Source organism: Snodgrassella alvi (assembly GCF_040741455.2).
Taxonomy (GTDB): domain Bacteria; phylum Pseudomonadota; class Gammaproteobacteria; order Burkholderiales; family Neisseriaceae; genus Snodgrassella; species Snodgrassella alvi_E.
The window spans coordinates 2,104,899-2,127,300 of the sequence record NZ_CP160328.2 but is presented as its reverse complement, the minus strand read 5'-3'; the positions used below and the strand labels follow the sequence as shown (position 1 = coordinate 2,127,300).

Sequence of the window (22,402 nt, the reverse complement as noted above, 5' to 3'; positions counted from 1 at the left end):
ATCTGATGATTAAATATATAAGTCTGCGCCCAAACCTGAACCTGCATGCACTCATTAACCATTATTTACGCTTTTCAGCGTGGCGGTGCTGCAGTTACATTGGAAAGGGGCCGGCTTTGACAATACACACATAACTGATTAAGCTGCGCAGCTTTGTTTTTGCCGGCATTGAAAAAAAACACCATCGGTTTACAATCAAATCATGAATACCCAGCAATCTGTCGCATTTAATTCAATGAAATAACCCAGAAAGCTGTTTGGAACACACACTAATGACTAATTCGAATGTCCGCCGTGCTGTATATGCCGGCAGTTTTGATCCGCCGACAAATGGCCATTTATGGATGATTCGCGAAGCCCAGCCGTTATTTGATGAGCTAGTGGTTGCGATTGGCGTGAATCCTGAAAAAGCAACTACCTACACCATAGAAGAGCGTAAGGATATGTTGCGTGCCATTACCGCCAATTTTCCTAATGTGAAAATTTCCAGTTTTCAGAATCAGTATTTGGTTAATTATGCCCGTAGTATCGGTGCCGATTTCATCGTACGCGGTATCCGTACTGCTTCGGATTATGAATATGAGCGTTCGATGCGCCATATCAATCATGATTTACAGCCGGATATTTCTACAGTTTTTCTGATGCCACCGCGAGAGTATGCCGAAGTCTCGTCAACCATGGTAAAAGGTATGGTTGGTCCGCAGAACTGGCAGACGATGATACGTCGCTATGTACCAGATGCGGTGTATGAAAAAATTATGCAGGATCATTTGTATCAGGAACACTAAACAGTACAGCACGTTTAGATTCCGGCTCTGCAACCAGTAAACCAGCCAAGGTTTACTGGTTTTAATGTAATTGTCGGTTTAGTCTATCCACTCGAATTTCTTTAATTTTTGCTATTCGATTGGCTTAATACCGAGCCGGCTAAGGATTTGGTTTCTTCACTATATTTTGAACTTTTTAAAGCCTTCGATGCAATGGTTTCTATTTTTTTCCGGTTTGTTTAGTGGTACTGGATTGAGCCAAAGCAGAAGCGGCAAGCTGCTTTTGAATTTTGGAAGCATCAGGTTTTTTTAAAGTCTTAGCTGCATTGGATGCTATTGCTGAAGACGTTTTTTTATTTGCAGACATATCATTTTATCTCCATAAGTAATTTAAATATTATTTTCTGAGGTTTTAATAATTTATACTTCAAATTTATTTTAAACTTAATATTTATATTCTGAAATATATTTATATTAAATTTGCACTTAAGTTTTAATTAAAAACTTAAAAATCAATCTATCTGTTTTTTCGAAGCAGACACGTACACAATACGATATATACCCTAATAGGATACATGTATTCAGTAGATGAAGGTGTTAAAGATTTGATATTGACAGCCTGCTCTGTGCATGGCCATATAAAAGTGGCCATTCCTACTCTTACAGCATTTCTTACGCTGATTGCATTTAGAATAGCTACTATTATTTCGGCTTCATCTTTTAAATCATAGCATGATACGCACACTACTCTTACCGCTACTGCTTCTGGTAGTAAATATTCAGCTCAGTGCAAAACTTTTAGCCTTATATGTAACTCAGGTTTTCACTTATCGGTATGGCTGCGTACAGTATATATTTCTTTTACTGGCTTTTTACTAATGCGCTATTTATGCTCAAGACGAGAGGATGCAGTCTTTATGTAACGTTTTCTTATCAGACTAATATTAATAAACATTAATTGTAAAAATTGTTATTGTGCGAATTCTTGTCGCACCACATTTAGCCACGCTTTAAGTGCCGGCGTCAGCTTTTTATGGCGCGGCCATGCCATAGATAAACGCCAGTTGATTGTAGGGTCTGTGAGTGGGACGGCTGCAAACACCTTGCTATCAAAATCATCAGTGTAATAGCGTGGCAGTAAAGCAATACCTATTTCTTTCTCTACCATATCTCGCAATAGCTCCCACTGGCTAGTACAGCAAACAACATTCGGTTCAAAGCCCTGATCGCGGCAGGCATTGACAATGCGCTCATATAGAGCAAAACCTCGGCTAAACAGAATAAAAGATTCATCACGCAAGCTGCGCAGCGATATCGATTCGGGAATATTAGCCAGCCTTTTTCGTGGAAACAAAACCATCAGCGGGTAATCGCACAAGGGAATGTGGTTAAATTCATCGCTTACCGGTAGCAGCAACTGACCGGCATCCAGCCGGTTATCCAGCAAAGCAGCTTCGATATCGCGGGTACCGGATTCGATAAACGCCAGCTCAATATCTGGACATTGCTGATGAAAACGGAAGAAAACCGGCGTAAGCAGACGGCTCCCAAGCAGGGACATACCAATGCGCAAGGTACCGGATTTTAATTTGCGGTAATCCGCAACTTCCTGTTGCAAGAGATTGACCTGATTCAGTATCTGCTGCGAACGATCATAGACACGCTGACCAATTTCGGTAGGCTGTACCAGTCGTTTGCGGCCGTTTTCACCTTTATAAAGTAATGCTACATTTAGTTCATTTTCTAATGTATGTATTATTTTGCTTACGCTGGGCTGCGATAAAGCCAGTTTTTCTGCGGTGGCGGAAAAGCTATGATTCTGAACCAAAGCCACCCAGCACTGAAGTGCTTTTATATCAATCATAATTATTCAGGAAAAGAATAATAAAAAACTTATAATTCATATTACGCCTAATAAGGCTTACTATAATTTAGCGCCTGAATTAATGGCATCAGGAAAGCCAATATGAATATCTTACACCTTTGTCCGGCTAACTGCTTGCGTATCTGCAGTCAGATCGGCGTAATTATATTGTTCTGGATAGCTGGACTCGGTATTGAAAAAGTTACGCATATTCCTCTATCCGCTGGTGTAATCGGTTTATTTCTGCTGTTAGTCCTTTTACAACTAAAAATAATCAAGCTGTCGTGGGTATCCAGTGGAGCACAGGCGCTACTCGGAGAGCTGATGCTGTACTTCATGCCTATTCTGATTGCGGTGGTGCAATATAAAGCACTTTTTATGGCTGAAGGCTGGCAATTGATTGTAAGTATCGTCAGCGGCACCTTTCTGGTGATGAGTAGTACAGCTCTGACGCTGAAATACTGTTACCGCATGCGACGTGCCTGGATTAAGCGCCGCCATATCTAAAAAACCAATAATCATTTTTCCTACTTAGAAAACCTATATGAATATCATTGCTGTCGGCTGCTTTATCTGGACCATCGTGCTGTATGCATTGGCCAAAAAATGTTATCGCGCCAAACCCATTATGCTGTTATCCCCAGCTATTACATTTAGTGTCATCACCATTGCGGTGATGCAGTGGCTCAACATTAGATACGCCGATTACAATCAATACACACGTTATATATCTGGCCTGCTCGGACCGGCCACAGTGGCTTTTGCCATCCCCATTTACCAATATCGCGAGGTGATGAAGCGGCAGCTACCAATACTCTTGGCGGCCATTATTGTTGGCATGTCTGTTGGTGTCGGCAGTGCCTATCTTATGGCTCGTTTGTTTCATTTTAATCATGAAGTTACTTATAGCCTGATGGCACGGTCTGTTTCCACGCCATTTGCGATTGAGCTGGCAGATAAAATCCATGGCTCGGCCGCACTGGTATCGGTATTTACCATTATTACTGGGTTAGCCGGCATGCTGTTTGGTGACATCACACTGGCTTTCAGCCGCAGCCGTCTGCATCTTGCTAATGGTGCCGCTTTTGGTAACGCCGCTCATGGCTTCGGTACCTCACGCGCTATTCAGCGCAATGCCGATGAAGGGGTGGTTGCCAGTCTCACCATGATATTAGCTGGTTTATTTATGGTACTGGTCGGCCCGATGCTGGTGCGGTTTATTGTATGGCTGTAAAGTCTAAACCTCACTTTACAAAATATTTACCGCTGCCGTACAATGATTCTCGGCATCTTATTTCTATTCCTTATCACATTAAAGCCGCACTGGTAATTACCAGACGGCACATTTCTCTTGTCTTATATATTTACAGACAAAACATTCTTAATAGTATATCTATAGGGAGTAGCTACACATGGCATATCAATCTCTCAATCCGTTCACCAACGAACTGACTAAAACTTTCAACAATCACACAGACGCTGAAGTAGAAAACATCCTCACTCAGGCCTATACGCTGTATCAGTCTGCGTGGTCGCAGCCACAAAACATAAGTGACAGACAGGCACTTTTACGCCGTCTAGCAGATGTCATGACGCTGCATCAAGAAAAAATTGCTCGAATCATTACTCAGGATATGGGTAAACGTCTGGCCGAAAGTCGAAATGAAGTGGTTAACTGCATTGAAATCGTGCAGTATTATGCCGAACAGGCAGCCGAATTACTCAAACCAGTAGCTTATCCAAGTAAGCTAGGTAAAGGCTGGGTAGAACATCATCCCATCGGAATTATTCTGGCGATTGAACCATGGAATTTTCCAATATATCAATTGATTCGTGTGATTGCGCCAGCAATGGCTGTTGGCAATCCAGTGGTCGCCAAACATGCAAGCAATGTGCCGCAATGTGCACAACTGATGGAAGATTTGCTGCATGAAGCCAATGCACCAGCAGGCGCCTATACCAATTTGTTTGTTAACACACAGCAGATTGCCACTATTATTAGCGACAAGCGCGTACAAGGCGTGGCGCTCACCGGTTCTGAAGGTGCCGGCAGCATAGTAGCCGGACAGGCTGGCAGCAAATTGAAAAAAGCCACCATGGAGCTGGGTGGCAATGATGTCTTTGTCGTGACTGAAGATGCAGACGTGGCGGCAGCAGCACATACGGCCGTTGGTGGCCGCCTGTTCAATGCCGGACAAGTATGTATCGCCGCAAAACGATTTATCGTGCATGAACAAGTGGCCGAAGAGTTTATCCGAATTGTCAAAGAAGATTTTGCCAATGTGGTAATGGGAGATCCACTAGATGAACATACCACGCTCGCACCACTATCATCTCGCAAGGGCAAAGAGGATTTGCAGAAACAACTTGATGCAGCTATCAGCCATGGCGCCAAAGTATTATGCGGCAATCAGCCAGCTGAAGGTAACTTCTTTACCCCTACCCTGATTACTGATATCAGCCGCGACAATCCAGCTTATTTTGAGGAATTTTTTGGTCCGGTAGCGCAGCTGTATGTGGTGAAAAATGATGATGAAGCTGTCGCTCTGGCCAATGATTCTAATTTTGGGCTGGGCGGAACTGTGTTTTCGAAAGACATCGAACGCGCTAAAAAACTGGCTTCCCGTATCGAAACCGGTATGGTATTCATCAACCGCTTTGGGGATTCAGTTGCTAAGCTGCCATTTGGCGGAGTAAAACGCTCCGGTTTCGGCCGCGAACTGAGCGATCTGGGCATTAAAGAATTCGTAAACCACAAACTGATAGTAGTTGGTCAAGAATAAATTTTCTTTATTAAAAAAAGCAGTCTGTTATTCAGACTGCTTTTTTGCACTTCACCTATGCCATCTCTAGAACACATCAACACCCAACTCAAACAAATATTTATTTTCGGATATTAAAATCCACCTGCTGAGGCAAATTTTTTGGCACAATCAATAATACAAACGGATGCATCTGATAATCAAGCGCGGTACCGTTGTGGATACGTATATCTAATATCAGTTTATCCCGCGTGCGACTGAGTGCCATAGGGGTGATATCAAGCTGCCGCTGCACAATTCCAGCATCATAAACTAGAACATCGTGAGTGTTAAAATCAATCGGTGTTGGCTGACCATTAGGTCCCATCGTTGCAGCCATAGCAAAATAACGTGAAAACTCGGATGCAGTATTGATATGCCTTGGTACCGGCCGGTTGACCGTATTTTTAATAAAATAGTGTCTTGCCTCTTGATAAGGGACGGTAGTAACAGCCTGTGCTTGGGGCACCAAACCTTTTGCCGCTTTTGCTGTAACTCGATGACAGGCACTCAGAAAAGCAGCCACAAACCAAGCCAACATTATGACGTAAACCGTACTGCGCATACCATACCTCCTGTCTGGCAAAATTGCCGCTAAGACTGCTTAAACGCCATCCAAGCTAGCGTTAACCAGCCAATAATCATTGTTACCCCACCTACAGGTGTTATAGCACCCAGCCAGCGCGGTAAACCTAAAGCCATCAGATACAATGAACCACAAAAAATAATTAGCCCCAGCTGCAACAGCCAGAATGGAGTTTTAACGGCAAAAGCCGGTACAGTTCTGGCCAGCACACCGAGCATCAGCAATCCCAGTGCATGCCAAAAAAAATACTGTGTGGCTGTATGCCACCATTCAAGCTGCTGTGCACTGGCCATCTGCTTTAAACCATGTGCACCAAATGCACCGAGCATTACCGCCAGAGCTAGATTCATTGCTGCCGTACCTAACCACATATCATTCCCCTTAATTTATTCAATCATAAAATCTGTTTCACTGATCATATATCAGACACCCAAATACTGTATTGCTGCCAGATAACCACAGTATATCTTCCACCCGTGTGGATAACAAACCACATTACTACTAGGTGACCCAACACCGATCGAGCATCAATCGCTTATACCATCGCCCTGAGTCAAATTGCCAGTAAAAAACAGGCCAATCCCAACGATTGGCCTGTTTTTCATTCTTTACAGGAAAAGCTTGAATCAGCAGCTTATTTGCAACTGATACCAGCAATCTGCGGTGTCTGTCCTGTGCCTACTTTAATCACACATTTAGTACTGCTGGCGCCGGATACTGTTAGATTTCCAGCGGCCAAATTCATATTCAGAGGCTCTTTCACACCCATTTTTACAGCGGTGCTGGCCAGCTTCTGCACTTCTTCCGGTGCATAGGAAGTATTGTTGCCGTCAATTTTAATATCCTTAGCGCCAGCGCTCATAGCCAGCAGCATGGAAACAGAAAACATCAAGCCATTACGTATCAATTTATTCATCGGAGTCCTTTCCGAAGAGAATATCCATCAAACATAATAATATAAAAATGCAAAAATTTCCAGAAAAATTAATCTCTTCAACCCACATCTACCACAAAAGTAGCAACTGTGTAGATACGTGCACCACTCAATGAATATACGGCGTAAGCAATAAAAAAAGCTGTATACCCGTTATATAGGTATACAGCAAACCAAAGGAACTGTTCAGATTACCTGAGCTTATTCCGCTCAGCCTGATTCTGCATAAATTTTCTTATGACTCTGATGAGTTCTGCTCTAAAGAATCTCTATCCTGCTGATATTCGCCCCATAATGCATTCACTACACCCAGCAATATGGCAAAACCAATGCCCAAACACCAAGCAAAATACCACATAATATACTCCCGTCTGTTTAGCCAAACCTGCCGGTGCGTACCGGCAGGTACTACGTTATCAATATGCGCTGTGATCGTTGCGGCGGATATGCTCACTGGTTACCTTACCGCGCATCACACGGTAGCACCAGCTGGTATAAAACAGCACAATCGGCACAAAGATAATCGCAGCCACCAGCATTACTTTCAAAGTAAATTCACTGGAGCTAGCATCCCATACTGTTAAACTCGAACGCAAATCGGTATTGGATGGCATGATAAATGGAAACATAGCTACACCAGCAGTAGCAATCACTCCAGCTAGACCCAGTGCAGACGACCAAAACGCTGCGAATGCTTTACCATTTTTGGCCAGCAGCCAAGCCAGAATAAAGCCCAGATAAGCCAGCACCGGAATCACCAGCAACAGCGGATATTGCTGATAGTTTTGCATCCACGCACCAGTGGCGGTGACCACCTGTTTGTGGAGTGGGTCGGGTGCGGCGGCTGGTAGATAGCTACCGGCTACCATGCTGTAGCCCTTGATACCCAAATTAATCCACAGACCAGCCAAAGAAAAGGTCACCACTACTACTATCAGGGCGATGGTACTTGCATGCAGGGCACGTTTTTTCACCACATCTTCCGTACGTAAAGCCAGATAAATGGCACCGTGGAAAATCATCATTGCTGCTGAAACCACACCGCACAACAGACTAAATGGATTTAGCAGCCCCCAGAAACTACCGGTGTAGAAAGAGCGCAAATCATCATCAAAATGAAAAGGCACCCCTAAAAGCAGATTGCCGAAAGCAACACCAAAAATCAGCGGCGGCACAAAACTGCCAACAAACAATAACCAGTCCCAGCTGGAGCGCCATAGCGGATTATTAATTTTACTGCGGTAATCAAACCCCACCGGCCGGAAAAACAGCGCCCACAATACGGCCATCATGGCCCAGTAAAAACCGGAAAAAGCAGTAGCATATGCATAAGGCCAAGCAGCAAAAATCGCGCCACCTCCAGTAATAAACCATACCTGATTACCATCCCAATGCGGGCCTACCGTATTAATAATCACACGGCGCTCATTATCGTTTCTGCCCACAAACGGCAGCAAAGCACCAACCCCCATGTCTTGCCCATCCATAATGGCAAAGCCGATCAGCAGCACGCCCAGCAGTAACCACCAGATGAATTTCAATACCGGATAATCCAAGAATTCCATGCTCAACTCCTAATGCTCTGCTTCATTGGCATAGCGACCCGTGCCCAGCGAGCCCGGTCCCTGACGCGAAAACCGTACCATCAGATAAACTTCCACAATCAGCAGTATCGTGTACAAAGTCACAAAGCCGAAAATAGAACCCCATAGGTTGGCGGCAGTTAACGAAGATACAGACAGATTAGTGGGCAGCACGCCGTATACCGTCCATGGCTGGCGGCCATATTCGGCCACAAACCATCCTGCTTCACAAGCCAGCCATGGCAGAGGTAGACTCCAGAACGTCCATTTCAGCAACCAGCGCCTTTCAGCAAAATTATTTTTAACCGAAGCATAAAATGCCACTGCCATCAATAACAGCATCAGAAATCCGCACAGCACCATAATGCGGAAACTCCAGAACATCGGAGCCACTCGCGGAATAGTTTCCCGCGCCGCATGTGCAATATCAGCTTCAGTAGCCTGCCGCACATCTGGTACATATGATTTCAGCAGTAAACCAAAGCCTAAATCATCACCATATTTTTTCAGGTTTTCTTTAGCCAGCTCGTCAGAACGATTTTTACGCAATGCTTCCAGTGCAATTACTGCTTCACGTCCGTTACGGATACGCTCAATGTTGTCAACAATGATTTCCTTAATTCCCGGAATTTGCTTATCCAGCGAGCGCGTACCAATCAAGCCCATTGCCCATGGAATCCGGACTGTAAAATCATTTTTCATCGCATCTTCATTGGGCAGAGCAATTAAATTAAAAGAAGCTGGCGCCGGTTCTGTTTCCCACATGGCTTCTAGCGCAGCCATTTTGGTTTGCTGTGATTTACCAACCGTATAGCCGGATTCATCACCAAGCACTATCACCGACAAAATCGAAGCCACACCAAAACCCACCGCGATACGGAAACTTTTCTTAGCAAATTCCACATCCTGACGCTTCAACATATACCAGGCAGAAATCGCCATCACGAAAATTGCACCAGTCACATAACCGGCGGAAACAGTATGCACGAATTTATTTTGCGCCACCTCGTTCAGAAAGATTTCCGAAAAGCTGGTCATTTCCATGCGCATAGATTCAAAATTGAAATGCGCACCCACCGGATCCTGCATCCAACCATTAGCTACCAAAATCCACAATGCAGACAAATTGGTACCCAGCGCCATCAGCACTGTAACCAGCAGATGGCCAGGACGACTCAAGCGATCCCAAGCAAAAAAGAACAAACCTACAAACGTAGATTCAAGAAAGAAAGCCATCAGACCTTCAATCGCCAGAGGGGCACCAAAAATATCACCCACATAATGTGAGTAATAAGACCAGTTAGTACCAAACTGAAATTCCATGGTAATACCGGTAGTCACCCCAAGTGCGAAATTGATACCGAATAATTTACCCCAGAAACGCGTCATATCCTTATAAATTTGCTTGCCGGTTAGCACATATACTGATTCCATAATGACCAGAATCCATGTCATCCCAATTGTCAGCGGCACAAACAAAAAATGATAAAGCGCGACTAGAGCAAACTGCAGCCGAGACAGCTCCACCAAATCCATAGCCTTGTTCCTTGTTTTGATTAATTAAATTTTATTCAGTAAAATCACAGCCCGAATAGTACATATATTCCAATTACATAGATAAAATAATACTATTCAAATCGAGAATATGAAACTTAACATAAAATTTTTCAAATACTTATAATTAGAATAAATTTAAAATTGTAAAGTTTGATTATAAATTACCGAAAAGATATCACACATAATTAAAAAATACTTACTCTACAACTTAAAAAATTTATACACATATAAGTATAAATTATAAAACAATGGATTTATCAATATTTATTATCTGCACAGCATTAACTTGATTTAAATCAAACAACGTGTTTCTTTTCAAAATAAAAACAGCCACAATGTGGCTGTATCAATACGCATACTGCAACAAAGACATACCGCTTAACTCGTGCCCACTTGCAAAACCTGTGCTTGTGGCCATGGATTAGCTTGATGACTGGCCACAACCAAAATGCCATGCTGCTGATGTTGCTGAAGCATTGCAGCCAGTGCAAACTGCGTATCTTCATCCATACCTGCAAAAGGTTCATCCAGAATCAGCAGCACATAAGGGCGCAGCAACAATCGAGCCAGTGCAATCCGTCGCGCCTGCCCGCCTGAAACTGCGGCACCGTATTCTCCCAGCGGCGTATCCAGCTGCTTAGGCTGATGCTCAGCCCACACCATCAGCCCCACACTGGCCAGCACCGCCCATAGCTCTTCATCAGTCGCGTCCGCTTTGCCCAGCCGCAGATTCTCTGCCAGCGTTAAATCAAAAATATCTAGCTGCTGTGCCAGATATCCCACCTGCCTTGTCCATTGCCAATGCGCAAACGGCCTACCATTACAGCTTAGCTCACCATCATTTGCCTCCAGCTCTCCGGCCAGCACCGCCAGTAAAGTAGACTTACCGGCACCGGAGGCACCTTGCAACAATAAAATATCCCCGTTTTTCACATCGAAACTAATATGGTCAGCACCATTCAGTGCCTGTGGCCAGCGCGCACACAATTTTCTTGCCTGCAAATGCAGTTGCAGAGGTAAATCTTTTTTTGGTTCAGACACCGGCACACCGCTGGGCACAATCGCATTGAGACGGGTACAGGCAGCGCGACACAAACCAAAAGTCATCACATTCATTCCCAGCACCAATACCAGCTCAGCAAAGCCGAATATTGCCAGCAGCAAAGCTAGCAACATCGCCACAGACAACTTTCCCGTACTCAACAAAGCACTACCCTGCCACAATAGCACCGCGGCCGCTGCTGCGAGACACAACTGCTGTAGCAGCACCACTTTACCCGCCAGCCTCTGCTGACTTAGCTGCGCGCCAATATAATTCCCATCCTTAGCAAAAAAAGCAGTCGCAAAACGTGGCCATTGCTGCCATTGCAATAGTGCGGTTAGCGCCTCCAGTGGTTGCAGTAAAGCAGTTCGTCGAATTTCTGCCTGCATCGCTTGCCGACGACCCCAATTCTGCCCGTAGCCAGCAGCCAGTGCCGGAATTACCAGTGTTGCCAGAACCAAAGGAATACTCAGGGCCAGCGTTAGCCCGCCACCGGCTACAACCAGAGTTAAACCAAGAATACCCAGCAACAACATAAACGCCCACAACCATGGCAACACCACATTTAGCGGCCAATTATTCAAGAGTTCAATATCACTTAATAACCGATGCATCTGCTGAAGCGAGCTCACTTGCTGCTGTCTGGCAGCGGCCAACCGCGCAAACAGACCACTACGCAAATCAGCCAGCAATCCCAGTACCGCATCGTGCGAACCCAGACGCTCGCCATAGCGTCCAGCCGTACGTAAAATAGCCAGCAAGCGGATAACTCCTGCTGGCGTAAAATAATTAAAGGTATAAGCCGTAGCCAGACTCACCATTCCTGCCAGCCCTGCCGCCGTAATAAACCAGCCGGACAAAGCCAGCAGAGCAATACCAGCAATTGCCGTAGCCTGCCCTAGAAACCACGCCAGAATCCACGCACCCTGCCGGCTGCGTAAAAGACCCGATAACTTCAGCTCCCGCCCCGACCACAACAAATCATAACGTTTCATCGCACCAGCTCCTGCTCAGAAGACAGCATTATTTCTCGGTCAGTCCAACCTGCATAACTCACATCATGGCTCACTAGCAACACCGTCTTGCCGTAGCTGAGTCTGTCCAGTAACCGCATAATTTCTTCTGCTGTTTGCGCATCCAAATGTGCAGTCGGCTCATCCAACAGCCACAAAGGGGAATTGCGCAGCAGCATCTGTGCCAGAGCCAGACGTTGCAACTGGCCACCTGACAATCCCTTGCCTCGCTCACCCAATAGCGTATTTAACTGAGCCGGCAGCCTCTGTACCAGCACCCACAAACCCACCTGCTGCAACACTTCACGCAACTGCTCATCTGAAGCACTGGCATTAGCCAGCCGCAAATTATCAGCAATCGACAACGGCAAAATCGGCGGCGACTGCGCCAGATAAGCCACCGATTGTCTGAGTAGTGGCAGATTCAAATCGATATAATCATATTGATTAATCCGTAAAATACCGGAGTAAGGTGCAAATCCAAGCAAAGCCTGCAACAGACTCGACTTACCACTACCACTGGTGCCCCGCAGCAGCACCCGCTCGCCAGCCTGTACACTGAAACTAAACTGAGGCAACCTCACCCGCTTATCTCGCCCGTAAACCACTAGATATTCACCTCGTAGCTCAGGCGGACTCTGCAATACAAAATCCACCTCAGCAGTGGACGCTGTCACCGTTTCAGTAACTTCAAACAAAGGGATTAATGCCTCTGCTGCCGCTTCCGCTTTGGCCTTATCATGATAATTCGCACCTAGCTGGCGCAGCGGCGCATAAAATTCAGGAGCCAGCAGTAAAATAAACAACGCCCCCTGATAAGGTACCGGCACCTGACCATTTGCCCACGGCAACACACCCAGTAGCCCCAATCCCAGATACACCGCCACCAGTGCAATCGCCAAGGAAGCAAACAACTCCAACACCGCCGTAGACAGAAATGCCAGACGCAGCACCGCCATAGTACGCTTGCGGTAGGAATGAGCAGCCGAATCAATTGCCTGCTGCGCAATCTGCTGTGCCCCCAGCCGACGTAACGTCGGCAGACCACGCAATAAATCCAGAAACCGACCGCTCAATGCAGCAAGCGCAGACAATTGCGCCCGATTTTTCCGCGCAGCGGCCTGCCCTAGCAGAATCATAAACACCGGCACCAATGGTGCTGTCAGCAACAATAAAGCCGCTGCAAACGGACTGTAAAAACAGGTTGCCGCTACAATCAGCAATGGCATCAGTGCTGCCAACTGCTGTTGCAGCACATAATGGCTAAAATAACCATCTAGCGCATCCACCTGCTCCAACACCAAGGAAGACAGCGCGCCATCACTGCCATATTGGCTGCGTTCCGGCCCCAGAAAAGCCAAAGCGCTTAACAACTGGCTGCGTAGCTGCATGCGGATAGACGCACTGGCTTGCGCCACCAACCGATCTTTAAAATAATTCAGCAACGGTCGCAGCAACCAACACACCAGCAAATAAGGCAGAAACTGGCGGAGAACCGCCATCACATTCTCACCACCCAGCCACAATGCAAACAGATTGGCCAATAAAGCACTTTGCACGATAATTAATACCGCTGCCGTCAGCATCAGCATCCATGCCAGCCGGAAAGACCGACGCTGGCGCTTTTGCCACATACGCAGATAAAAACGCGCAGAAAATGCTTGAACATTTGGTGTAGCCAACCTGCTTCTCCCTTTAATCTAAAATCCCTTACCTAAAACTATTCAGCCACAATAGCGTGTGGCCGAACACGCTCTAGCCGCCAATGCAATACCGCCCATTCCAGCAAATCCGCCAAACTATCCACTTGCGGCGCCAGCGGCAGCCCCAGATAAAGCAAAACCTGCCGTAACAAATCCTCACGTCGACGCACATCCAGTGCCGGTGCCCGCGTCTGCTTTGACCACTTCTGCCCCTGCGCATTTGTTAACAACGGCAAATGAGCATACTCAGGCTGAGCAAGACCTAACAACTGCTGCACATAAATCTGCCGTGGCGTCGACACCAGCAAATCCTGACCACGCACCACATGATTTACACCCTGTGCTGCATCATCGACCACCACCGCCAGCTGATAAGCCCAGCAGCCATCCGCACGCAACAAAATAAAATCGCCCGTATCACTAGCCAGACACTGCTGCTGCCAGCCCTGTACCGCATCCAGAAAACCGATAATGGCTGTATCTGTGCGTAAACGCCATGCCGGAGGCTTATGCGCAACTGCAGATATCGCTGCATCATTTAATGCACATCTACCACCATAAATTACACCATCCACACCCATACCCCGTGCTTCAGCCTGCACCGTCTTACGACTACAAAAACAAGGATAGACTCTATTCTGTGCACGCAAGGCATCCAATGCCGCCGCATACAAATGATGGCGGCGGCTCTGATACACCACCTCACCATCCCAGTACAGCGAAAATGCCTCCAGTGTCGACAAAATAGAAGCAGCCGCACCGTGCATTTCCCGCGGCGGATCTAAATCTTCCATACGCACCAGCCAACGTCCCTGCCGGCTGCGTGCATCCAGATACGAAGCCACAGCCGTCAGCAGCGAACCAATATGCAATAAACCAGTCGGACTGGGCGCAAACCGCCCCACATACATCTCAGCCACAAACCGCTTCCATCCTGAACATCACCTGCAACTTGACATTCTATTTGCAAAAGAACAAACCACCCAATTCACATAGCAGCAAACTCTGCAAGATAAACAATTAATTATTAAAATTTACCCCATAATAGCATTTATTAGCCCTGCCCCGGTCATAATGGATACAGCAAACTCAGACATCAGGGTCATTTAAAAAGCTATAAAAAGGTATAATCCACCCATCTAAACATTCTGACACACCATGATCAGTACCAATTCACGTCTGCTGGTAATCGATACCAGCACCGGCTACCTATCATTAGGCCTTCATCACAACGGACATACCCACAGCATTTACGAAGCAGTGGGCGCAAAACAGTCTGAACTGATATTACCGCGTATCCGGCAACTGCTGGAAACAGCAAACCTAACCCTAGCCGACCTGAATGGCATAGTCTATGCACAAGGGCCGGGGGCTTTTACCGGTCTTCGCATCGGACTGGGAGTAGCAACCGGTTTAGCTTTGCCGAACAACCTACCTCTGATTGGTATACCTTGTTTGGACGCTGTGGCTGCACAGATGCCAGATCAACCATGCGTACTGGCGGCTACCGATGCCCGCATGAATGAACTTTTTTATGCCTGGTATGACACCCGTAATCTGAGCCGCCTCACTGAATATCGCGTAGACAGAGCCTGCAACATCCATCTGCCAGACGGCCATCTCCATGGCACCGGTGTCGGCAACGCGTATGCATTGGATATTGAGTTACCCGTCACAGGGCAAAACCAAATGCCGCAAGCAGACGTATATGCACAACTGGCTTTAACCGGGCACTATCCCGTAACCACCGCTGCAGAAGCAAGCCTACATTATGTGCGTAACAAAATTGCCTTAACCGCCACCGAACAAGCGGCCAGACGCTCAACAGGACAGCCAGCATGAGCATACGTCCTGCTCAACTAACCGACATTCCAGTTTTGGAAACGCTAGAACAGCTTTGCAATCCATCACCATGGTCTACAGCCCAGCTAACCAACAGCGTCTCTGCAGCTCAGCCCATCTGGGTTGTCGACCTACCCGAACATGGCATCGTAGCCATGCTAGTATGGCAAAAAATACCGAATGAAGCAGAAATTCATCTGCTTGACACCCATCCGGCACACAGACGCCAAGGCTATGCCCAGCAATTACTAAATCATCTCTTTCAAATTGTACAAGCAGAGACTATCGACCGTATATTGCTCGAAGTACGCTCCAGCAACATGGGCGCCATCAAGCTGTACAAGCGCAATGGTTTTGAAAACTGTGGCTTGCGCAAAAGCTATTACCAAAATGGTGAAGATGCCATAATCATGGAAAAACGATGTTAGACAGCCGTTATCTGTATTTACACGAAGCACTCGGGCTGGGACCGATGTGGTTGGCACAGACTGCCTGCCTGCTTCCCGTACAGCCAGCTCCGGCACAAACCGTCACAGCTAAGCAACCTGCACCGCCTGGCGAATCCGTACATTCCAGTACCATACAGAATCCAACAACAAAAGAAACTATCCATCAATCACACCGCGCAGCCCTTCAACACATCATCAGGCAGCCACCTCAAGCAGCTAGTGAAACCACGACCACCACTCAAACTGAAGAACGGCAAACCTTCTGCAGCCAGAGCACAACAGACAATTTAAAACTCAGCTACGAAGCCATACCTGCAGCATTAGCTGCCTGCACCCGCTGCAACCTGCATCAGGAGCGCTGCACGCCTCTATCTGGCTATGGTTCGGCAAATGCTCGTCTACTGGTTATCAGCACCAATCCGGCACCACCTGACGACAGCAACCAGCAACTATTCAGCGGCGAAGTCGGCCAACTGCTTAGCAATATGCTCGCCGCCATCAACATTAGCTCCGAGGAAGTTTTCTATACCAGTCAAGTAAAATGTGCGCCCAATGTTAGTCTTAAAGTAACCAGCGAACAGCTACAAGCATGTCTGCCTTATCTGAGTGCACAAATCAAACACATTCAGCCTCAGACAATATTACTTTTAGGACAAACATTCAGCCGCCTGGATCAATCAGTGCTGGCTCAGAATCTGCACAACATTCCCTATGTCATTTCTCCTCATCCGGCAAGATTATTGCGCCAAAGCCATTTAAAAGCCACAGCATGGACCGCATTAAAACAATTGCGCAAATATTTACATAAACTCACCTGAAAAAATCAGCAATACTCAGGATTATCCGCACAAGCCAAAACATCTATGTTAAAATATGATAATAAAATTTTAATTAAATAAAATCAAAGAATTATGCATATTTCTCTTGGCCCTGTCGTGATGATTCTTTTGGTAGCCGTTTTGGCCGCCATCATCTGCCGACGTCTACACATTCCCGCCATGCTTGGCTATCTCGTCGTCGGTTTTATGGCCGGTCCGGGCTGGCTGCATTTAATTAACCAAAGCCATGCCACTGAATTCATCGGTGAAATCGGCATTACCTTCCTCATGTTCAGCATCGGACTTGAATTTTCCATTGGCAAACTCAAAGCCATGCGCCGGCTGGTACTTGGACTAGGAGGACTACAAGTTATCCTTACGCTCCTAGCCCTGTTTATCATTTTTGGGCTGATGGGGATTCAGCTTACATGGGCTTTTACCCTTGCTGCTGCCATGACGATGTCGTCTACCGCTATCGTCAGCCGCATTATGGTTGAAAAAAACGAACTCAGCCAACATTACGGCCACATGATTATGGGCGTACTGCTGATGCAGGACATAGCCGTCGTACCCTTAATGATTCTGTTTCCAGCACTAGCACACAGTAGTGACGGCCTAATACTGCAAATGGGCAAAGCACTTCTAACTATGGCACTGGCACTTGGTTTGTTGCTGATAGTCGGCAGCAGAATCATGCCCGTATGGTTTCGCTTAATTGCACGTACCAAGTCCAGTGAACTTTTCATGATAAACGTATTGCTGGTGACCCTTGGCGTGGCCTATCTCACCCAATTAGCCGGCCTGTCACTGGCACTTGGTGCATTCGTTGCAGGCATGCTGATATCCGAAACCGAATACCGTTATCAAGTAGAAGACGACATTCGCCCCTTCCGCGACATTCTCCTCGGTTTTTTCTTTATCACCATTGGCATGAAGCTAAACATACAAGTATTACAATCCAGCTGGCTCATGATACTGGTTCTATGTGCTCTTCTCATTGTCCTTAAAGCAGGGGTTCTCTACGGCATTGGCCGCTACATGAAAGAAAACAGCAGCGACAGCACAAAAACAGCCTTGTATCTGGCACAAGGAGGCGAATTTGGTTTTGTTATGCTTGCCATCAGCGGTGCGCTTGGACTTATCTCACTCAATTTGCAACAAGCTGCCATCGCCGCCATCCTACTCTCCATGATACTGGCGCCCTTTATCATGAAAAGTGCAGATAAACTCTCAGGATTATTGGTAAAACGCAGCTGGGACGAACAGGCTGCAGACTTGCAAACCATACTCGTTGAAACCATGAGCAAGTCCGACCACATCCTTATCATCGGCTTTGGACGTTGCGGCCAGAGCATCGCCCGCATATTGCAACAAGAAGACACACCCTACTACGCCATTGATTTGGATGCCGAGCGCGTTGCCACAGCCAAAGCGGCCGGTGAGCCAGTCACCTTTGGTGATGCCAAACGACAGGAAGTTTTGCAGGCAGCAGGCTTGAAACGAGCCAATACCGTACTCATTACCATCAACAACATGACCGAGGCCAAACACATCCTCAACAACATCATGCTTATTGCACCCACCATGCCTGTAATCGTGCGCGTAACCAACGACGACAACATTCCAGTGTTTACCAACATGGGTGCAGACGACATCGTCTCCGACGAAAAAGAATCAAGCCTGACATTGGCCAGCCAAGCATTGCTCAGTTCCGGCAAACCATTTGATGAAGTGTATCAAATCATGCAGCGCATCCGCCAAAACCGCTATCAAGCGCTCGAAGGCCTGTTTGCTGGCAGCGATGATGAACTGTCCGAAGAAAACATACATTACTATCGTCAAGCCTTCACCCTACCACCTGATGCTTTTCTCGTCGGCAAAAGCATCAACGAACTCCCACTTGAGAAACTAAAAATCAAACTGCTTTCTGTACGCCGCAATGCACATCAGCTACGCGCATTCAGTCCTGATTTTCAGTTTAAGGCCGAAGATACACTTGTCGTACTTGGTCCCAGAGACAAAGTAATACTCTTTGAAAACTGGTCATTACAAGGTACGAGCTAATTTTTTCACATCCAACACTTGCCAGCCGACAGCATATCTGGTTTAATAGCGTCTTTCCCAAGTACGGGTGATTAGCTCAGTTGGTAGAGCGTCTGCCTTACAAGCAGAATGTCGGCGGTTCGACTCCGTCATCACCCACCAGTTTTTTGTTTTATGCAATAGCGTAAAACTTGCGCGGTGGTAGCTCAGTTGGTTAGAGTACCGGCCTGTCACGCCGGGGGTCGCGGGTTCGAGCCCCGTCCGCCGCGCCAAATAATATAAAAAAGCACAGCTTATGCTGTGCTTTTTTATTATCAGCCTTACCCAAGAATTTTCACACTAGCCAATCTTGTTAAGAATTCAACAAATATACCCCCAGTAGCGATCAACTTGCATTCTTCTCTAGAGCTAAAAATTTCTACTTCAGCATCATCCAAACAAGCCAGCACTCAAGCACTATCCTGCTTGCCAAGCTTCAACACTAATTAGAACTACATTCCAGTATTCATACTAATTAGTAAAAAAGCAATATAATCCAAATTTTTCAGAATCCCAATAAACCAAGAACTTTAGAACCAACAAAGACAAAATTGCTAATCTTTTAATAAGCCTTAAATAAACCTTGTTTCCCTAATAAAAATGTTTTTAAATCATTATTGAGAAATAAACGATATCAAAAATTTAAAGAGGTACCTAAAATACTGGGTATAAAATCAAGCAAATATATACCAATATATTTATTAATATAAAAATATTCAAAAAATTTAAAAACAACTTTTATACTAATGTAACCAATCAATTGATTTAAAAAAGATTACAACGAACTAAAAAAAAACAGCGACATATTAGTAGCCATGCCTTTATTTCTAAAAAATGTGGCCGCAATACCTCAGTGTAAAATCATCAATCTGAATAAAACAGTTGGTTACTTATCAAGGTCGAATCCGTAACAAAAAAATCAAACCCTTTTAGCTGTAGATTAAATCAATTTCACAAGTTATCTGTTAAATATCCTAGCCCAAAAAACTACAAAAATCTAAAAACTCATACATATCAACTAATGCGCACAAACATAAAAGTTACCCTGCATATTTATTAGATATAATTGTTAATTTTTGTATAATACATTATTATTCAAAAATATTTTTAAATCATTATTCATATATCTTTTCATCGGAGACAAATATGCAAAACTTGAAACTCTTGCATCAAATCGATTCACAACAAAACAAACAATAAGAAAGGCTTATCGTGAGCAATACTGATTATCTGATAGAAGTAAACCAAGTTTCCAAAAAAATTTCAGGCCGGCAGATTCTGGAAAACATCAGCTTTAAAATTGCCCCCGGACGCATCATGGGATTTATAGGGCCAAATGGCGCTGGTAAAACCACCATGCTGAAAATGCTTACCGGCCTAATGTTTCCCAATAGCGGAGAAATCAAAATCTGTGGTTATGATATCCAGAAAGATTTTGAAAAAGCGGCATTCAATTTAGGCACAATAATCGAAAACCCGGAATTCTATAATTACATGTCTGGTTTCAGAAATCTGCAAATTTTTGCCAATATGAGCCGCCGGGCCATCACCAATGAAGAGATCATGCAAACATTGGCTCATACTGGACTTAAAGGCGCAGAAAAGAAAAAAGTAAAAGGCTTCTCCCTAGGCATGCGGCAAAGATTAGGTGTTGCCAATGCCACCATTCATCAGCCTAAAGTTCTTATTCTGGACGAACCCATGAATGGGCTTGATCCAGAGGGAATAAAAGATTTTCGTAGCCTAATGAAAGACTTTGTCCGCGACGGCAACAGCATTATTATTTCCAGCCATCTCCTCTCCGAATTACAGGAAATTGTTAACGATATTTTCATTATCAATCGAGGAAAACAAATATATGCAGGCTCCATACATGATTTTCTAGGGAAATCCAATAATATCATTCATCTAGAAGTCGGAGGAAACATATTACAGGCTGAAGAAATACTTCAGCAACATGGTTATCAGGTAAACAATCAGCTTAACAGTCTCGAAATCATGATTAACCAATCGGAAGAAGACCCAAGAGCACAAATAGCCAAACTACTAATTGAACACAATATACCCCTGCTGAGCATAAAACTAACCCAAAGCTCACTGGAAGAATCATTCCTCAGCATCATTCATAACGATAATCAAAATTATCAAAAAGGAATTAAATAATGAAGTTAATTTTAAATGAATGGCGTAAATACCTTAGTAAATCCACCTACACAATTGTTATGCCATTAATATTATTGTTTGTATATATCTTTTATTATGGCGGAATATATCTCGCAGTCAGCAAATCAGATACAGCTATTACACCTGAAAAATCAGAAAAGATATTTATTTGGGGTATGACAATATGCTATTATTATTCAAATTATATTGCCATATTAATGGCATCTAATACACTGAGCACAGAAATATCCCGTGGTACAATCAAATTTATTCTTACCCGCCCTTACCAACGTTATAAAATACTACTAGCAAAAATAGGCTCCATTATTCTGCTTATGCCGGTATTACAGATATTAAGTGCAATCGGTGTTTTATTATTACAGCTATTGGCCACAGCTCATCTGCCCGAATTCAATGCAATATTGAAAACAATCGTGTTATTTATTGCACTCTCATTAGTCGTAACGATATTTTACTCCTCTCTAGCACTACTACTTTCAACCTTCACCAGCAGTACCGCCTTTATAACCGCCTTCTGTTTTATCTATTATTTCTTTGCAGATATTTTGTGGAAAATTATAAATTTACGCTATTTTGATTTATCCCCAGATAGTTTAATCTATAAATTATCCCCTCTAAACGCAAATAATTATTTGATTGAATTAATCAAAAACACATACTTTCAATCTATAGATAAAGATTTATATATTACCTTTGCGGCCAATATTGTCTATACCTGCATCTTATTTCTTATAGCAGTAATGATATTTAGACGGCGGGATATATCTTTAGCCAATTAAACTTAATCTAATAAAGAAGTTCGCGAGCTGAATTGGCATTGCAAACCTACCAATTCAGCTAAACTTACTCACACGCTGCTCTTGATATTCATCTGTACTGTTGGTATAGGCCATTAGATTAAGCCAGTATCCACTTCTCTTATACCTGTTTTATTACATCCATTCTTCAGTGTAAAAATTTCACTGTCTGGGTCTTTAACTGGCTTCATTTTTTTAGATACTGCATCATCAGTTGCTCATAATGAATTTTTTTTCAACAGATTGCAAATACCGGCAAAATTATGAAAATAAATAAATAAATTAACATTTCGCAACCAGAATACATATATTTTTTTGAAATTAAATTGATTTATACTATCTCTATTGCTGTTTTTTCATTACTTTAAACAGGGGAAAAT

At 44.7% G+C, this 22,402-nt stretch carries 21 protein-coding genes and 2 tRNA genes; 12 read left to right on the top strand and 11 right to left on the bottom strand.

What is annotated here, in order from left to right; translation table 11 throughout:
• The first annotated feature begins 272 nt into the window (after nt 1–272).
• Complete coding sequence (gene coaD / locus ABU615_RS09525) at nt 273–788, top strand: pantetheine-phosphate adenylyltransferase (protein WP_370388903.1); 516 nt, start codon at nt 273–275, stop codon at nt 786–788.
• 199 nt (nt 789–987) lie between these two features.
• Here coaD and ABU615_RS09520 read toward each other — a convergent pair whose 3' ends face one another.
• Together ABU615_RS09520 and ABU615_RS09515 are read right to left on the bottom strand one after the other, a co-directional pair.
• Nucleotides 988–1,134, bottom strand: a complete 147-nt coding sequence (locus ABU615_RS09520) for a hypothetical protein (protein ID WP_267404518.1) — start codon at nt 1,132–1,134, stop codon at nt 988–990.
• 603 nt (nt 1,135–1,737) lie between these two features.
• A complete protein-coding gene (locus tag ABU615_RS09515) occupies nt 1,738–2,631 on the bottom strand; it encodes a LysR substrate-binding domain-containing protein (protein WP_267391221.1) in 894 nt (297 codons plus the stop codon).
• A 102-nt stretch (nt 2,632–2,733) separates the two neighbouring features.
• Between ABU615_RS09515 and ABU615_RS09510 the strand changes: the two genes are divergently transcribed.
• The 3 genes from ABU615_RS09510 (at nt 2,734) to ABU615_RS09500 (ending at nt 5,414) form a co-directional block, all read left to right on the top strand.
• Nucleotides 2,734–3,138, top strand: a complete 405-nt coding sequence (locus tag ABU615_RS09510) for a CidA/LrgA family protein (protein ID WP_367489076.1) — start codon at nt 2,734–2,736, stop codon at nt 3,136–3,138.
• Between the two features lie 37 nt (nt 3,139–3,175).
• A complete protein-coding gene (locus ABU615_RS09505; RefSeq protein WP_370388902.1) occupies nt 3,176–3,865 on the top strand; it encodes an LrgB family protein in 690 nt (229 codons plus the stop codon).
• Nucleotides 3,866–4,043: 178 nt separating this feature from the next.
• Nucleotides 4,044–5,414: an NAD-dependent succinate-semialdehyde dehydrogenase gene (locus ABU615_RS09500; RefSeq protein ID WP_370388901.1), complete on the top strand. Its 1,371-nt coding sequence runs from the start codon at nt 4,044–4,046 to the stop codon at nt 5,412–5,414.
• 100 nt (nt 5,415–5,514) lie between these two features.
• Here the strand turns inward: ABU615_RS09500 and ABU615_RS09495 are convergent, their stop codons facing one another.
• The 9 genes from ABU615_RS09495 to gluQRS form a co-directional block, all read right to left on the bottom strand.
• Nucleotides 5,515–5,997, bottom strand: coding sequence for a hypothetical protein (locus ABU615_RS09495; RefSeq protein ID WP_267408193.1), 483 nt, complete (start codon nt 5,995–5,997; stop codon nt 5,515–5,517).
• A gap of 29 nt (nt 5,998–6,026) precedes the next feature.
• Nucleotides 6,027–6,389 carry a DUF423 domain-containing protein gene (locus ABU615_RS09490; RefSeq protein ID WP_367489083.1) on the bottom strand — a complete coding sequence of 121 codons (363 nt, stop codon included), beginning with the start codon at nt 6,387–6,389 and terminating at the stop codon, nt 6,027–6,029.
• 263 nt (nt 6,390–6,652) lie between these two features.
• Entirely contained in the window at nt 6,653–6,934 is a 282-nt protein-coding gene (locus ABU615_RS09485) for a hypothetical protein (RefSeq protein WP_100139828.1), read from the bottom strand.
• A gap of 253 nt (nt 6,935–7,187) precedes the next feature.
• Complete coding sequence (cydX, locus tag ABU615_RS09480; RefSeq protein WP_100139827.1) at nt 7,188–7,310, bottom strand: cytochrome bd-I oxidase subunit CydX; 123 nt, start codon at nt 7,308–7,310, stop codon at nt 7,188–7,190.
• 58 nt (nt 7,311–7,368) lie between these two features.
• Nucleotides 7,369–8,517 carry a cytochrome d ubiquinol oxidase subunit II gene (gene cydB, locus ABU615_RS09475; protein WP_370388900.1) on the bottom strand — a complete coding sequence of 383 codons (1,149 nt, stop codon included), beginning with the start codon at nt 8,515–8,517 and terminating at the stop codon, nt 7,369–7,371.
• Between the two features lie 9 nt (nt 8,518–8,526).
• Nucleotides 8,527–10,071: a cytochrome ubiquinol oxidase subunit I gene (locus ABU615_RS09470; RefSeq protein ID WP_370388899.1), complete on the bottom strand. Its 1,545-nt coding sequence runs from the start codon at nt 10,069–10,071 to the stop codon at nt 8,527–8,529.
• 399 nt (nt 10,072–10,470) lie between these two features.
• Nucleotides 10,471–12,129, bottom strand: a complete 1,659-nt coding sequence (locus ABU615_RS09465) for an amino acid ABC transporter ATP-binding/permease protein (protein WP_370388898.1) — start codon at nt 12,127–12,129, stop codon at nt 10,471–10,473.
• On the bottom strand, nt 12,126–13,829 hold the full coding sequence (cydD, locus tag ABU615_RS09460; protein WP_370388897.1) for a thiol reductant ABC exporter subunit CydD: 1,704 nt from the start codon (nt 13,827–13,829) through the stop codon (nt 12,126–12,128). The genes ABU615_RS09465 and cydD overlap by 4 nt, the downstream gene beginning before the upstream one ends.
• Before the next feature lie 38 nt (nt 13,830–13,867).
• Entirely contained in the window at nt 13,868–14,761 is an 894-nt protein-coding gene (gene gluQRS / locus ABU615_RS09455; RefSeq protein WP_367645578.1) for a tRNA glutamyl-Q(34) synthetase GluQRS, read from the bottom strand.
• Between the two features lie 247 nt (nt 14,762–15,008).
• Between gluQRS and tsaB the strand changes: the two genes are divergently transcribed.
• From tsaB to ABU615_RS09415, 8 genes are all read left to right on the top strand, one after another.
• A complete protein-coding gene (gene tsaB, locus ABU615_RS09450) occupies nt 15,009–15,692 on the top strand; it encodes a tRNA (adenosine(37)-N6)-threonylcarbamoyltransferase complex dimerization subunit type 1 TsaB (protein WP_367434085.1) in 684 nt (227 codons plus the stop codon).
• Nucleotides 15,689–16,120, top strand: coding sequence for a ribosomal protein S18-alanine N-acetyltransferase (rimI, locus tag ABU615_RS09445; protein WP_367489118.1), 432 nt, complete (start codon nt 15,689–15,691; stop codon nt 16,118–16,120). The genes tsaB and rimI overlap by 4 nt, the downstream gene beginning before the upstream one ends.
• Complete coding sequence (locus tag ABU615_RS09440) at nt 16,114–16,959, top strand: uracil-DNA glycosylase family protein (protein WP_370388896.1); 846 nt, start codon at nt 16,114–16,116, stop codon at nt 16,957–16,959. Before rimI ends, ABU615_RS09440 begins: the two co-directional genes overlap by 7 nt.
• A gap of 90 nt (nt 16,960–17,049) precedes the next feature.
• Nucleotides 17,050–19,023: a cation:proton antiporter gene (locus tag ABU615_RS09435; protein ID WP_370389360.1), complete on the top strand. Its 1,974-nt coding sequence runs from the start codon at nt 17,050–17,052 to the stop codon at nt 19,021–19,023.
• Between the two features lie 65 nt (nt 19,024–19,088).
• Nucleotides 19,089–19,164 (top strand) — tRNA-Val (locus tag ABU615_RS09430).
• A 33-nt stretch (nt 19,165–19,197) separates the two neighbouring features.
• Nucleotides 19,198–19,274, top strand: a tRNA-Asp gene (locus ABU615_RS09425).
• Nucleotides 19,275–20,253: 979 nt separating this feature from the next.
• Nucleotides 20,254–21,204, top strand: coding sequence for an ABC transporter ATP-binding protein (locus tag ABU615_RS09420; RefSeq protein ID WP_367489124.1), 951 nt, complete (start codon nt 20,254–20,256; stop codon nt 21,202–21,204).
• Nucleotides 21,204–22,004 carry an ABC transporter permease subunit gene (locus ABU615_RS09415; RefSeq protein ID WP_367489127.1) on the top strand — a complete coding sequence of 267 codons (801 nt, stop codon included), beginning with the start codon at nt 21,204–21,206 and terminating at the stop codon, nt 22,002–22,004. The genes ABU615_RS09420 and ABU615_RS09415 overlap by 1 nt, the downstream gene beginning before the upstream one ends.
• The last annotated feature ends 398 nt before the right edge of the window (nt 22,005–22,402 follow it).

Bases quoted from the DNA above. Each gene is read 5' to 3' on its own strand.
- coaD (WP_370388903.1), top strand. From the start codon at position 273: ATGACTAATTCGAATGTCCGCCGTGCTGTATATGCCGGCAGTTTTGAT.
- ABU615_RS09520 (WP_267404518.1), bottom strand. From the start codon at position 1,134: ATGTCTGCAAATAAAAAAACGTCTTCAGCAATAGCATCCAATGCAGCT.
- ABU615_RS09515 (WP_267391221.1), bottom strand. From the start codon at position 2,631: ATGATTGATATAAAAGCACTTCAGTGCTGGGTGGCTTTGGTTCAGAAT.
- ABU615_RS09510 (WP_367489076.1), top strand. From the start codon at position 2,734: ATGAATATCTTACACCTTTGTCCGGCTAACTGCTTGCGTATCTGCAGT.
- ABU615_RS09505 (WP_370388902.1), top strand. From the start codon at position 3,176: ATGAATATCATTGCTGTCGGCTGCTTTATCTGGACCATCGTGCTGTAT.
- ABU615_RS09500 (WP_370388901.1), top strand. From the start codon at position 4,044: ATGGCATATCAATCTCTCAATCCGTTCACCAACGAACTGACTAAAACT.
- ABU615_RS09495 (WP_267408193.1), bottom strand. From the start codon at position 5,997: ATGCGCAGTACGGTTTACGTCATAATGTTGGCTTGGTTTGTGGCTGCT.
- ABU615_RS09490 (WP_367489083.1), bottom strand. From the start codon at position 6,389: ATGTGGTTAGGTACGGCAGCAATGAATCTAGCTCTGGCGGTAATGCTC.
- ABU615_RS09485 (WP_100139828.1), bottom strand. From the start codon at position 6,934: ATGAATAAATTGATACGTAATGGCTTGATGTTTTCTGTTTCCATGCTG.
- cydX (WP_100139827.1), bottom strand. From the start codon at position 7,310: ATGTGGTATTTTGCTTGGTGTTTGGGCATTGGTTTTGCCATATTGCTG.
- cydB (WP_370388900.1), bottom strand. From the start codon at position 8,517: ATGGAATTCTTGGATTATCCGGTATTGAAATTCATCTGGTGGTTACTG.
- ABU615_RS09470 (WP_370388899.1), bottom strand. From the start codon at position 10,071: ATGGATTTGGTGGAGCTGTCTCGGCTGCAGTTTGCTCTAGTCGCGCTT.
- ABU615_RS09465 (WP_370388898.1), bottom strand. From the start codon at position 12,129: ATGAAACGTTATGATTTGTTGTGGTCGGGGCGGGAGCTGAAGTTATCG.
- gluQRS (WP_367645578.1), bottom strand. From the start codon at position 14,761: ATGTATGTGGGGCGGTTTGCGCCCAGTCCGACTGGTTTATTGCATATT.
- tsaB (WP_367434085.1), top strand. From the start codon at position 15,009: ATGATCAGTACCAATTCACGTCTGCTGGTAATCGATACCAGCACCGGC.
- rimI (WP_367489118.1), top strand. From the start codon at position 15,689: ATGAGCATACGTCCTGCTCAACTAACCGACATTCCAGTTTTGGAAACG.
- ABU615_RS09440 (WP_370388896.1), top strand. From the start codon at position 16,114: ATGTTAGACAGCCGTTATCTGTATTTACACGAAGCACTCGGGCTGGGA.
- ABU615_RS09415 (WP_367489127.1), top strand. From the start codon at position 21,204: ATGAAGTTAATTTTAAATGAATGGCGTAAATACCTTAGTAAATCCACC.